The 13,212-nt window shown below is 47.1% G+C and carries 10 protein-coding genes and 1 pseudogene; 9 read left to right on the top strand and 2 right to left on the bottom strand.

Annotated elements, in window-relative coordinates; translation table 11 throughout:
• The first annotated feature begins 2 nt into the window (after positions 1-2).
• The 5 genes and pseudogenes from uvrA to JCM15548_RS10390 all read left to right on the top strand — a co-directional run bounded on the left by uvrA (position 3) and on the right by JCM15548_RS10390 (position 7,824).
• Entirely contained in the window at positions 3-2,072 is a 2,070-nt protein-coding gene (gene uvrA, locus JCM15548_RS10405) for an excinuclease ABC subunit UvrA (RefSeq protein ID WP_083985082.1), read from the top strand.
• Between the two features lie 101 nt (positions 2,073-2,173).
• Positions 2,174-3,373: pseudogene (locus tag JCM15548_RS10400) on the top strand (family 43 glycosylhydrolase); the annotation flags it as partial.
• A gap of 17 nt (positions 3,374-3,390) precedes the next feature.
• Positions 3,391-3,825 (top strand): T9SS type A sorting domain-containing protein, encoded by a 435-nt coding sequence (locus tag JCM15548_RS26310; RefSeq protein WP_227625710.1) that lies wholly within the window; start codon positions 3,391-3,393, stop codon positions 3,823-3,825.
• Between the two features lie 163 nt (positions 3,826-3,988).
• On the top strand, positions 3,989-6,016 hold the full coding sequence (locus JCM15548_RS10395; protein WP_157482650.1) for an O-antigen ligase family protein: 2,028 nt from the start codon (positions 3,989-3,991) through the stop codon (positions 6,014-6,016).
• A 167-nt stretch (positions 6,017-6,183) separates the two neighbouring features.
• On the top strand, positions 6,184-7,824 hold the full coding sequence (locus JCM15548_RS10390) for a T9SS type A sorting domain-containing protein (RefSeq protein ID WP_062125023.1): 1,641 nt from the start codon (positions 6,184-6,186) through the stop codon (positions 7,822-7,824).
• A gap of 55 nt (positions 7,825-7,879) precedes the next feature.
• Here JCM15548_RS10390 and JCM15548_RS10385 read toward each other — a convergent pair whose 3' ends face one another.
• On the bottom strand, positions 7,880-8,392 hold the full coding sequence (locus tag JCM15548_RS10385) for a GNAT family N-acetyltransferase (RefSeq protein ID WP_062125021.1): 513 nt from the start codon (positions 8,390-8,392) through the stop codon (positions 7,880-7,882).
• A 19-nt stretch (positions 8,393-8,411) separates the two neighbouring features.
• On the bottom strand, positions 8,412-10,511 hold the full coding sequence (gene recG / locus JCM15548_RS10380) for an ATP-dependent DNA helicase RecG (protein WP_062125099.1): 2,100 nt from the start codon (positions 10,509-10,511) through the stop codon (positions 8,412-8,414).
• An 81-nt stretch (positions 10,512-10,592) separates the two neighbouring features.
• Between recG and JCM15548_RS10375 the strand changes: the two genes are divergently transcribed.
• The 4 genes from JCM15548_RS10375 to JCM15548_RS10360 all read left to right on the top strand — a co-directional run bounded on the left by JCM15548_RS10375 (position 10,593) and on the right by JCM15548_RS10360 (position 12,782).
• Positions 10,593-11,381 carry an O-methyltransferase gene (locus tag JCM15548_RS10375; RefSeq protein WP_062125019.1) on the top strand — a complete coding sequence of 263 codons (789 nt, stop codon included), beginning with the start codon at positions 10,593-10,595 and terminating at the stop codon, positions 11,379-11,381.
• 58 nt (positions 11,382-11,439) lie between these two features.
• Positions 11,440-12,147 (top strand): ABC transporter ATP-binding protein, encoded by a 708-nt coding sequence (locus tag JCM15548_RS10370; RefSeq protein ID WP_062125017.1) that lies wholly within the window; start codon positions 11,440-11,442, stop codon positions 12,145-12,147.
• Between the two features lie 97 nt (positions 12,148-12,244).
• Positions 12,245-12,466, top strand: coding sequence for a hypothetical protein (locus tag JCM15548_RS10365; protein WP_062125015.1), 222 nt, complete (start codon positions 12,245-12,247; stop codon positions 12,464-12,466).
• Positions 12,456-12,782 (top strand): type II toxin-antitoxin system RelE/ParE family toxin, encoded by a 327-nt coding sequence (locus JCM15548_RS10360; protein ID WP_062125013.1) that lies wholly within the window; start codon positions 12,456-12,458, stop codon positions 12,780-12,782. The genes JCM15548_RS10365 and JCM15548_RS10360 overlap by 11 nt, the downstream gene beginning before the upstream one ends.
• Positions 12,783-13,212 lie beyond the last annotated feature (430 nt).

Genomic DNA, 13,212 nt, shown 5'->3' with positions numbered 1-13,212 from the left:
ATGTGTCCCACCACCGGCATATCCTACAACGAGCCGGCCCCTCACTCCTTCTCCTTCAATTCCCCGCAGGGGCCTGTCCCAAATGCAAGGGACTGGGCAATATGGATGAGGTGGATATGGAAAAAATCATTCCTGATCCCAAGCTCAGCATCTACAGAGGCGGCATTGCCCCTTTGGGCAAATACCGAAACATACTCATATTCTGGCAGCTGGAATCTCTGGCAGAAAAATTCGGTTTTACCCTTAAAACCAGTATTGAAAACATTCCCGAAGAGGGCCTCGAAGCCATTCTTCACGGGACCAGTGAGCCGTTAACCCTCAAAAACACACCACTGGGGACCAACTCCAACTACTTTTTGAGCTTTAATGGTGTGATAAAATACATTATTGACCAGCAGCACAGTGAAGCAGGGGCCAAAGCCAACCGTTGGGCCAACCAATACATAACCGACACCAAGTGCCCCGAATGTAACGGCCAGCGCCTCAACAAAGAAGCGCTTCACTTTAAATTGGATGGAAAAAACATTGCTGAGCTTTCGCAAATGGACCTGACCGTTCTGCGCCAGTGGTTCGTTAATCTGGAGGAGCGATTGAGCGATAAGCAAAACCTGATTGCGGCCGAAATATTGAAAGAAATCCGTTCGCGGCTCGGCTTTATGGTGGATGTAGGGCTGAATTATCTGGCGCTGGACCGGGGCGCCATGACCCTCTCTGGCGGGGAGAGTCAGCGCATCCGACTGGCCACTCAAATTGGCTCGCAATTGGTCAATGTGCTCTACATATTAGATGAACCCTCCATTGGCCTGCACCAACGCGACAATCACCGATTGATAGAATCGCTCAAGCAACTGCGTGATACGGGTAACTCCGTGCTGGTGGTGGAGCACGACCGGGACATGATGATGGCTGCCGACCATGTGATTGACATGGGGCCGTTGGCCGGCCGTTTTGGCGGCCAGGTAGTGAACCAGGGAACCCCAAAGCAGATATTGAATTCACAGTCGCTGACGGCCGACTACCTGACCGGCAAAAAATCCATTCCCATGCCGGCCAAGCGGCGTGAAGGCAATGGAAACATTGTGGAAGTGGTTGGGGCCACAGGCAACAACCTGAAAAACATATCCGTCAAATTTCCCTTGGGAAAACTGATTTGCGTGACAGGGGTTTCCGGCAGTGGTAAATCCACCCTCGTCAATGAGACCCTCTACCCCATATTGAATCAGCACGTTTACAAAGGGGTCAAAGAACCCCTTCCCTACAAAAAAGTAAAGGGCCTCGAACATGTAGATAAGGTTGTTGATGTGGACCAATCGCCACTGGGTCGCACGCCCCGATCGAACCCCGCCACCTACACCAAAATGTTCGACGAAATTCGCAAGCTATACGCAGATCTGCCCGAAGCCAAAATTCGTGCCTACAAGCCCGGTCGCTTCTCCTTCAACGTAGTGGGCGGTCGTTGTGAAACATGCAAAGGAGGCGGTGTCCAAGTCATTGAAATGAACTTCCTACCAGATGTCATGGTCGAATGTCCCGATTGTAGTGGCAAGCGCTATAACCGTGAGACGCTGGAGGTTCGCTTCAAAGGCAAATCGATCAGCGATGTGTTGGATATGACCATCAATCAGGCGGTTGAATTTTTTGAAAACATCCCCAACCTGCAACATAAAATTAAAATGCTGCAGCAGGTAGGTCTGGGCTATATCAAATTGGGACAATCCTCCACCACCTTATCAGGGGGTGAGTCACAACGCGTTAAACTATCGTCTGAACTGGCTAAAAAAGATACCGGCAAAACCATTTACATTCTGGATGAACCCACCACAGGTCTGCATTTCGAGGACATACGGGTTTTACTCGAGGTGCTCAACAAACTGGTGGACAGAGGCAACACCGTCATTGTAATTGAGCACAATCTGGACGTGGTTAAAGCCGCAGACTATATCATTGATATTGGGCCAGAAGGCGGCAGCCTCGGTGGCGAACTGGTAGGTTGTGGCACGCCGGAACAAATCACCAAAATCAAAAAGAGCTATACGGGTCAGTTTTTATCTCAGGAGCCTGAGTTCAGTTAAGCGAGGTGTGTTTTTTGTCCACCAAGTATCAACATCTGTCCACCCGATAGTTGCTTGTAATTGACATCTTTGCAGGGTAAAAATCATCATCCATCTAAAACATGAAAGATATGCAAGCAAGCTCTACCGGAAAAAGTATAAAAAGTACCAGTCGTTTATTAAAAGCAGGCCTGTTGTGTCTGTTTTTTCTGGCAGCAGTTTTTATGAAGCTGGCAGCTCAGGGACCGGTTCACGATCCATCCACCATCGTAAAAGGGGATGATGACCGCTATTACGTGTTTTCCACAGGGGATGGCATTTATGGCCTTTCGTCGTCCAACCCGCAATTCACCAACCATCAGGAAGAGCCCACACCACTTGACCCCAACAATCATCCCACATGGATTGATAGCTATGTAACGGATTTTGGCGGAAACTTTTGGGCGCCTGACCTCATTTATATGGAAGGGTATTACTACCTCTACTACTCCGCCTCCAGTTTTGGGACCTCCCGATCGGTTATCGGGGTTACCCGAACCCCCTCTTTGGCCAACCCCACCTGGGAGGATCAGGGACTGGTGGTCTCTTCCAATGGCAGCAACACGGCCATCAATGCCATTGACCCTGCCTTGATGCGCGACACGGATGGCAAAATATGGATGTCGTATGGTTCTTACTTTGGAGGTATCGGCGTCATAGAGATCGACCCTTCCACAGGTAAAACACTGGGCAGCCTGACCAAAATTGCCGGTGGCAGTCACCGCGATTACGAAGCACCCTTCATCCTTAAAAACGGCAGCTACTACTACCTCTTTATCAATCGGGGACGCTGCTGTCAACTGTTGAACAGCACCTATTATGTAGAAGTATCCCGTTCGACCAGCATCACTGGTCCCTATTCCGGCGTTCGTGAATTTTTGCCGGTTCAGACAGGTAATATTGTGGGACCGGGACACATTGGCTATGGCGAAGGGGTGATGTCCTACCACTACTACGATGGTTTCAGCAACGGCTATCCCAGATTATTCACCACCACCCTTGAATTTGTCGATGGCTGGCCGGTGGCCGGACCAACGGGGGTTGAAATGGCGGAGATCAACGGCCAGTATGCCCTCATTGCTTCTCATAGCGACAAGGCCGTCACCATGGCCGCAACCCCACCAGTGAATGGCACCAACATCATGCAGAACACCTATGTGGGCGACGAAACGCAAAAATTCATCATCACCAATGAAGAGGGCATCTGGCATTCGATCAAACCTGCCAATAACACCAACCTCTCCTTTGATGTATTTGAAGTATCAACCGAAAATGGCGCCAACATCAACCTCTGGGAGTATTGGGGCAATGCCCAGCAATTCTCATTTATGGTAGCGCCAGGCGGAGGCTATCGCTCATCAACAGAAACAGCAACCGCTGTCTGGATGTCGCCAACGCCTCCAATGCCGATGGCACCAACATTCTGCAATGGGGCTGCTTTGAAACTGCGCCGCAACAAACCTTCCGACTGGTTGATTTTTCGGCTACCGGACTGGAGACCCAAACGGCCTCCGAAACGATGGTGTATCCCAATCCCTCGCATGGATCCTTTACCATTCATTCTGATGAAAACCAGGCCACGGCAAATATCTTCAACTTTCAGGGGCAAAAAGTCTTTGAGGCAGCCATTTCTTCCGGCGAAAATGAAATCAACACCCAACTGACACCCGGCCTGTACCTTTTACAGGTAGCCTCCGCCACCAACACCTTCACACAAAAAATAGTGGTCCAATAGTCCGTACAAAAGCATTCCAGAACAACAGCATCCGGTTATTTAGATAGATTCTACTTGACTGGATGCTGTCTTTTTTGCAATTTGCCATTTCTGATTTTTTTTCTATTTAAACAGTAAGAAAGAACGCGCCATTGCAACTAAGTATCATTGGAACCATTTTGTTGTGAAAAGACCTGCACCCCAAAAATCCGTTTTGAACCGACTGGCCTCACTTAAGGAGATGCTTTTGGCAGCCTTTCTTTTTGGGGTAATACCTCTCCTTCAAACAAAACTGACCTTTGACCCATCCCAACACTTGCAGTTCACCTTTTTAAGTGCCGGCCTCTTTGTCTATTGGCTGATTTTCAACAAACCACAACTTCGCTTCTCATTCAACAACCGTGTAAGCAAAATTCTGCTGCTTAGTCTCTCAGGCTACCTCCTCTATTCCATGGTATCGGTGGCTATGGCCGGCAACCTCGCAGATGCCTTTTATGTCTTCATTAAAACAGGCCTCTATTTCGTGCTTTTGCTCACCTTTGCCTGGCGCATTAAAGGACCCAACACTTTAAAAAACATATCAATCGTATGGTATCTGCTATCATCTGTCATTTTAGTGACAGGCTACATTCAGGTTCTCACGTTATTGAAAAACGGACAACTTTCCATCCCTCACTCCACCTACCATCTGACGGCCATTTTTGCCCATAGAAACCTGTTGGCAGAAACGCTCGCTTTTTCCCTGCCATTTCTGGTTTATCAATTTTTCACCACGCAAAAATCATGGCTAAAAGCAGGTACCACCATCAACCTCTCCCTGACTTTTATCTTGCTGATTCTCCTTTCGAACCGAACATCCTGGCTGGCTGTTATCGCTGCAGCCCTGACCATTGTGTCATTAATGGCCATCAAGCGTCGTTTCCTGTTTAAAACCAAAGGTTTTAAACAACTCTCCATGGTTCTCCTGATATCTGTCGCTGCAGGCAGTGCCACGGCCTATTATTTCGCGGATAAAACTTCTTTAATTCACCACATAAGCACCTCGTTCAATCCCGGGGAAGGATCCACCAAAGACCGGCTTAAGTTGTGGGACAGAAGTGTGAAACTAATCGCGGAAAAACCAATTTTCGGGCATGGACTGGACACATGGAAAATTGAAATGCTGAAATTCGGATCAAAAGATTATGAGGCTGTAAAGGGCGAAGTATTTTATCAAAGACCGCACAACGATTTTCTGTGGGTCCTGGCTGAACAAGGAATTATAGGTGGCAGTTTGTACCTTCTTTTCTTCCTCTCTCTGCTTGTATTGGCTTTTGTCACCTATATCAGATCATCCAATAAGGAGGACCGGTATCTGGCTCTGGTAGTTGGCGCAACCATGGTGCTGTATGCTTGTTTTTCGATGCTAAGTTTTCCAAAGGAAATTATTTTTCACAACATCCTGCTTTTTTCAATGACCGGAGCGTTAATAAATAGGAACATCCAACCTTCATCAAACCATCCCGCACAAGTGAAACCCGCCCATTTTCTGGTTTTAACCCTTTTGGCGGTAGCGCTTATCTCCGGAAGTTTCAGGCTTTATGGAGAAATCCACACCAAAAAGGCCCTGAAATACCGGAAGACCAACCAACCCCATGATTGCATCCGACACATTAACAAGGCCCAATCAGCATTCTACAATGTAGATGCCACTTCAACACCGATAGACTGGTATGCCGGCGCTGCCTGGTTTCAGCTCAAAGACCACAAAAAAGCAGAGAGGCATTTCGAAAAGGCCTACCGTTTAAACCCTTATCATCTATTTGTGACCAATGATTATGCCGGGAGTCTATTTAAAAATGGCCAAACCAATGAGGCCATTCAAAAATATCTGGAAGTAATTGCGCTGGCCCCCGGGCATCTGGATTCCAGACTCAATCTTTGCGCCCTTTATTTTAACCAAAACAGGCTCACAAAGGCCTTTGAAATCATGGCCAACACAGAGCCAGATGAAGAGTCGGACAGATACCAACAAACCTTGCAAATAGTCGCTGCTCAATTCATCCAACAGTATCTGTCTGACAACAAGGTCTCTCCTGACAACAATTTCAGCCGGCAATTTCAAAAGAACAAAGAAAATCCCTATTTTTACAAAACACTGATATTAAAGTTTCAGCACCACAAGGCCGATACCGGTACTTTTCTGGATGGCCTGATTAATAACAACCTTTAACCGTAACTTATGAAAACGTTTCATTTATGCCTTCTGGTCCTTTCACTCATGTCTTTTGAGCTGGCAGCGCAGCAAATCAACTCTGTTTCACCTGCACCGTAGAACAGGGGAAAAATCTGGACATCACCATTACCGCAAGCGATGTTGACTTTTCGCAGGGAACCAATATGGTCCGGCTCAGCCAGGGTTCAACCCAAATTTACAGTTACCAAACCCATTCGTTCAGCACGAATACCCTCATAGCCAATTTTAATATAGCGGCCTCCGCCCCAACCGGTGCTTATGATCTTGTATTGACCATGGATGCCCATGCATCCGAACTTTGGAGTTACGATGCCATTACCATTACAACCAGGGAAAACAGCCCTCAACTCTCAGGGGTTTCAATAGAAGAAGCTTCTCAGGGAGGGGACGTAAGCATGACCATTACCGGCAGCAACACCCAATTCATGAGTGGATCCTCCATGGTATCCCTCGTCAGTAATCATTCCGGCAAAACCATATCCGCCCATCAGGTCACCACCAACACAAATGAGGAACTGGTGGCGCAATTCAGGTTTAACTATGCCCACGAAACGGGTTTATACACATTGAAGCTATTCAATGCGATCGATGGCTGGATATATTTACCGGATGCTTTCACCCTGCTGGCGGGAGACACCCCTCCGGAAATTGTTTCGGCAAGTCCCGCCACCGTAAGCCAGGGAGAAACCATTGATATTGAAATCACCACCAATAGCATTGATTTGTATCAGGGAACCAACCTCATTTGGCTGGCCCATGAAAATTCAATCATTGAAAGCAATTCCTACACCGTCGTTGACCCTAACACGGTTAATGCCAACTTTTCCTTCAACATCGACTATCCTACGGGGGTATATGACTTGCTTTTCAGACATGAAACGGGAATTGAACTAAGCCGCTCAGGAGCCCTGACTCTGGAAGCAGGAGCCAGCACGCCATCTCTGGCGTCAAGCACACCCGTCCATGGAAAGCGGGGCGAACAGGTTTCAATCACCATATATGGAGTCAATACCCATTTCAATAAAAACGACGTAAAAAATAAAATCTATTTGTTCAGGGATGGAACAACCATTACCCCTATACAAACCGATGTTGTTGACAACACCACCATTTCTGCTTTATTTGATCTGGACTACGGCCATCCAAAGGGTCTTTACACGCTCTATCTTTACAATGCCTATGATGGCACCAATTGGCTATCTGATGCATTTACTGTAGAAGAAGGAGAAAATATTCCAAATATAAGCTCTGTTTCACCCAATATTCTGATGCTGGGGGCCACCCTCGATGTGGAAATAACCGGAGAAAACATTGACTTTTCCCAGGGAACGAACCTGGTAAAATTAACCCAGGACGATACCACCATTCTGATGAATTCGTCAGAAGCCCAATCAGAAACAGTTCTTATGGCCAATTTCACCATATCCTACGGCCACCCGACAGGCGATTATATTCTGTCCATTATCAATGACACCTTTGATGCCACTTTAATCACCGACAAAACCCTGATTAAAAGGAATGCCTTTTATCTAAAAGCCGCCTCCACACCCATCGTCGATGTCCATTCAGACCAGTCGCACGCCTGGCTGGACACGGATAAAAAGCAACTTCGAACCAGTGAGCTATTCGATGGCATGCAGTTGTATAATATGCAGGGACAGTTGCTGCAAGCAGTTGAAAACACCAACAGTATCAGCACATCATCCCTACCGTCAGGCTATTACATCTTAAAACTGTGGAAAAACAAGGTATTTGTCGCTGAAAAAATCTGGATCAGCGAATAGAGACTTTGCGAAACATGCCCCAAAAGCATTTTTGGGCAAAATAAAAACTGACATATTATTGAGCCTCTCGGGACGCCCACTGTTCCGCGTCAAAACGAAACACCTCCTCCCGGACACCCTTCTGGTATCGGCGGGCCACAAAGACAAAACCCAACTTCCTGGCCAGGGCTATAGATGCCCGATTGTCGGGATGTGAAACCAGTCTCAAAACATGGCGCTCCTGTGGACTAAAACATTCCAGGAGTGCACTGACGGAGCGAAAAGCATAGCCTTTTCGCTGATAATCGGGGTGAAAGTGATAACCTAAATAGACATAGTGCTTTTTCTTATCAATGGTAAGAACACCTATCATCTTATTATCGGCCGTGGTGGCCACTGCCAGTTCACGGTAGGCACTGGCAGTCGTATAAAGCGCAATGCGCGCCATATCAACTGCTAAGTCTTCCCGTGAAATGGGCTTAAAATCATCGTACCTGGCCACTTCCGGGTGACTGTATATTTGGTAATAGGCCTCCGCATCATTGCTGGTAATGCTTCTCAGGCAAAAGTCACTGTGTTCGATATACATAAATTTTCATAGCTAGCTTTTAACTAATCATGCCCCAATTGATTTTGGCCCGGGCCAGCTTCCTGAGCTGGCGTACCAGTATTTGATTAGGGGCTTGTTCCAAAAGGGGATCCTGCTCCAGTACGTTCATCGCGATGTCACGCCCCAATTGCAGTATCTGACTGTCGCGCGTGAGATTCGCAATTTTAAGGTCGAAGGGCAGGCCCGACTGCTGCGTACCTTCCAAGTCACCCGGACCACGCATTTTCATATCCGCCTCAGCAATTTCAAAGCCATCGTTGGTGCGGGTCATGATTTCCATGCGCTTGCGGGTTTCTTCGGCCAGTTTAAAGGAGGTCATCAATACACAATGGCTTTGCTCAGCACCCCGTCCAACTCTGCCGCGCAACTGGTGCAACTGCGACAAACCAAAGCGCTCGGCGCTTTCAATGACCATCACCGAGGCGTTGGGTACATTGACGCCGACTTCAATAACCGTCGTGGCCACCATTATTTGCGCCTGGCCCGAGGCAAAGATGTGCATGGCGGCTTCTTTCTCGGCCGACTTCATGCGGCCGTGCACCATGACCACCTGAGCGTGGGGAAAGGACTTTTGCATATATTCATACCCTTCGGTCAGGTTTTTAAAATCCAGCTTCTCCGACTCATCAATCAATGGATAGACCACATAGATCTGCCGCCCCTTATCCATCTCCTCCTGCAAAAAGCGGTTGAGTTGGTTGCGGCGGTTGTGAAAGTAATGCATCGTCTGAATGGGCTTGCGCCCCGGGGGCAACTCATCTATCACCGACACCTCCAAATCGCCGTAAACCGTCATGGCCAAGGTACGTGGAATGGGCGTGGCCGTCATCACCAATACGTGGGGCGGATTCAGATTTTTCTTCCACAGTCGCGCCCGCTGCTGAACCCCAAAGCGGTGCTGCTCGTCAATAACCACCAGTCCCAGATTCTTAAACACCACCGTATCTTCAATCAGTGCGTGTGTGCCAATCAGGATTTGCATCTCCCCATTGCGCAAGGCAGCATGGATGCGCTCACGCTCCGCTTTTTTGGTCGACCCCGTCAACAGCGCCACCTGAATGCCCAATGAAGCCACCTGTTCGGCAATGGTTTCAAAATGCTGGCCCGCCAGAATCTCCGTAGGTGCCATCAGACAAGTCTGGTAGCTATTGTCCAGCGCAATCAGCATCACCATCAGCGCCACCAAGGTTTTTCCGCTTCCCACATCCCCCTGCAGAAGCCGATTCATTTGTCGACCACTCCCCATATCCTGTCGCATTTCACGAATCACCCGCTTTTGCGCATTGGTCAGTTCAAAGGGAATGTGCTCCTTGTAAAAGAGATTCAGGTAAGACCCAACGGTATTAAAAATATGCCCTTTGATATGGAAGGTTCGCTGATTTTTTAGCCGCAAAATATTCAGTTGAATATAAAACAGCTCCTCCAGTTTTAACCTGAACCGGGCTTTTTCCAATAACTGGGTATCCTTTGGGAAATGAATGGTGCGCAAAGCATCATTCAATATCGTCAAACGGTATTTCTCAATGATCCAGGCCGGCAGCGACTCCGGAATCTTTCCCTGATAACTTTGAAAAAGATTAAAAACCAGCTTTTGAATGGCTTTGGAATTGAGAAAATGACTTTTCATTTTCTCAGATGTATTGTATTGAGGTTGCAGGCCCGACTGGATACGGGATTTGTTCTCATCGTAGAGTTCCAGCTCCGGATGTACCATATTAATGGCGCCGTTAAAAACAGAAGGCTTACCAAAAACAAGATAGGTGGCATTGGCCTGAATGCTTCCTTTAACGAACTTTAGCCCTTTGAACCATACCAACTCTACCTGGCCGGTGCCATCGGTAAAAACAGCACTCATACGCTTCCCCCTGCCCTCTCCCACCGTGCGCAAAGAAGCAATGTGTCCCTTGAGTTGAATGTGCTGCATATCGGGCTGCATCTCACTAATGGTATAAATGCGGCTGCGGTCCACATACCGATAGGGAAAATAGTAAATCAAATCTTCGTAGGAGACCACACGAAGTTCCTGCTTCAGAATCTCAGCCCGCTTGGGGCCGACTCCCGGCAGATACATAATATTTAAGGTAGATAACTCTGACATGATTGAAGGCCAAAAATAGCAGAAAGGATTGGATGAAGCAAGTGCCAATAATTACTATATTTGTTGGCAAAACAACAATCTGTGAACTGGTTTCTGGCAAAACGCTACATTCAATACTACACCCGCCCCAACCACTGGAAGGGCTTTGGCATACAATCCCCCTTTGTTTTTGATTTGGCAGGCCACCTCATGCGGGAAAAGCATGCCTATTACGACTTTGAGCGCATTGAAGGCTGGCGTCAGGCCCTGCTTCGCAGTCGGCAGGTCATTGAGCTGACCGACCTGGGAGCCGGCTCCGTGAAAACACCGGCCCGAAAGCGCAAAATTGCCGACCTTGTCAGAAGCGGCGCCTTACCCCGCAAATATGGCCAATTGCTTTACAGACTGGTCACGCGCTTCAAGGCGAAAAACATTTTGGAGTTGGGCACCTCGACGGGCATCAGCACCCTATATTTGGCCCTGCCCCATAAAAAAGGAACAACCATCACCATTGAAGGCTGTCCCGAGTCAGCCAAAGTGGCCCAGGCCACTTTTGACCAGCTCAATGCCCGGCATATCGAATTGCTGCAAGGCTCCTTTCAGGATCACTTGCCTGAAGCCCTGAAACGCTTGCCATCGGTCGATCTGGTCTATTTCGACGGCGATCACCGGGAAGAAAGCACGCTGGCCTATTTTCATCAATGCCTGCCCTACATCCACAACGACACGCTGTTTGTGCTGGACGACATTCACTGGTCACCCGGTATGGAGCGTGCCTGGAAGGCCATCATCCAGCATCCGCAAGTCACCGTATCAGTGGATTTGTTGCGACTGGGAATCGTATTTTTCAGAAAAGAGAGTCCAAAAGAACATTTTGTGATAAAATATTAAACCAAAACACCCCTTGCCTGTCTAACCCAACAATTGATTCATCTGAATACAAAAAAGCATGTCGAAAAACGTCATAGAAATTGAGCGCATAGAGAAAAATTACCAGGTAGGAAACCAAGTAGTAAGAGCACTGCGGGGTGTAACGACTAATATTATACGAGGCGATTACGTGGCCATCATGGGACCCTCAGGTTCCGGAAAGTCCACCCTCATGAATATCATTGGCGCCCTGGACACACCATCCGCCGGTACCTATGTGCTCAACGGCACCGATGTCAGCCGACTGACAGACGACCGTCTGGCAGAAATCCGAAACAAAGAAATTGGTTTTGTATTCCAGACATTCAACCTGTTGCATCAGTATTCAGCCTTAGAGAATGTGGTATTACCGCTGGTTTATGGCGGCGTTCAAAAAGCAGAGCGCTACGAACGGGGAAAAATGGCTCTGGACAAGGTGGGATTGACCGACCGCATGACCCACAAACCCAATGAACTCTCTGGGGGTCAACGCCAACGCGTGGCTGTCGCCCGCGCCCTGATCAACAACCCCTCCATCATTCTGGCAGATGAACCTACCGGTAACCTCGACTCCAAAACCTCCGTCGACATCATGCGCCTCTTCAATGAAATACATGCCGGCGGCAACACCATCATCTTGGTGACCCACGAAGAAGACATCGCCCAGCACGCCCACCGCATCCTGCGCCTGCGCGATGGCGAAATCGAACGTGACGAACGCAATGAGCACATTACGAAAATCGATTGAGGACTTAACTACTTGCTAATAGTGCTTGTTTTTGATATTTTTGAGGTAAATACTTGTTGCATTGACAGGCATACGCAACCGAATAAAAACTTACACGATGAACTTGCATTATATTACGGACACAAAAGGTCATAAAAGTGCCGTACAACTTCCCTTGAAAGATTGGGAACAGATTCAAAAGGACCTTGGGGAACTGGAGCGTTTAAGGAATAAAAAACAGTTCATGACCGAGTTAGCCGAAGCTGTTGAAGAAATGAAGCTGATTAAGGAAGGTAAAATACAAGCCCGTAACGCTGAAGATTTCCTCAATGAGCTTTAGGATTAAAACCATATCCGTTTTTGAACGACAGGCCAAACGTCTGATTAAAAAATTCCCTTCTCTCAAAAAGGAAATCCAAGGACTTATCAATAACCTAAAGGAAGAACCCCAAAACGGCACTTCTATTGGCCACAATTGCTATAAAATACGTCTTGCCATTGCCAGCAAAGGAAAAGGCAAATCCGGTGGCGCCCGAATTATAACACACGTGGTTATTAAGGATGATACCGTTTACCTGTTATCTATTTACGACAAATCAGATATCGAAAATCTTACCGATAAAGAAGTCATGGAGCTTATTAAACTGATTCCATAAAAGCCCGGACTTTTATCAAAGAAAAACAGTTAGACAGTTTTGCACTTATTACTTTTTTCTGAATGAAAAACTATTTTACGGGATGGGGACCTCATTCATTTTATTAATATAGTCTATTATTTCATTGTCGAAAAGTCTTGGCTTATTTTTCTGGCTTATTAAAAAATAGAAATCCCAATTAAAACTATAGATGGCTAAAAGCCCAACATCATCTCTATAAAACAAATATTCTTCTTCGTCGTCAACATCTTTAACATCATAATAATAAACATAAACATTATAGTCTTTCGTCTTCTTCGTACTAATGGAATCTATTAATACACAATGACTGTTCTTATAAATTAGACCATCTGAGACTTTTTGAACTTCAAAGTAGGATGATTCTTATTGTCATTAAGGTAATATAAGAAAGAATCTCCCTCCCTACAAC

The sequence above is a fragment of the Geofilum rubicundum JCM 15548 genome, from assembly GCF_000974365.1.
GTDB lineage: Bacteria > Bacteroidota > Bacteroidia > Bacteroidales > Marinilabiliaceae > Geofilum > Geofilum rubicundum.
The sequence above is the reverse complement of the archived record's forward strand: the minus strand, read 5'-3'. Positions and strand labels throughout refer to the sequence as shown.

Excerpts from the sequence above, each read along its gene's own strand:
- JCM15548_RS10390 (WP_062125023.1), top strand. The coding sequence starts at position 6,184 with ATGGTCCGGCTCAGCCAGGGTTCAACCCAAATTTACAGTTACCAAACC.
- JCM15548_RS10385 (WP_062125021.1), bottom strand. The coding sequence starts at position 8,392 with ATGTATATCGAACACAGTGACTTTTGCCTGAGAAGCATTACCAGCAAT.
- recG (WP_062125099.1), bottom strand. The coding sequence starts at position 10,511 with ATGTCAGAGTTATCTACCTTAAATATTATGTATCTGCCGGGAGTCGGC.
- JCM15548_RS10370 (WP_062125017.1), top strand. The coding sequence starts at position 11,440 with ATGTCGAAAAACGTCATAGAAATTGAGCGCATAGAGAAAAATTACCAG.
- JCM15548_RS10365 (WP_062125015.1), top strand. The coding sequence starts at position 12,245 with ATGAACTTGCATTATATTACGGACACAAAAGGTCATAAAAGTGCCGTA.
- JCM15548_RS10360 (WP_062125013.1), top strand. The coding sequence starts at position 12,456 with ATGAGCTTTAGGATTAAAACCATATCCGTTTTTGAACGACAGGCCAAA.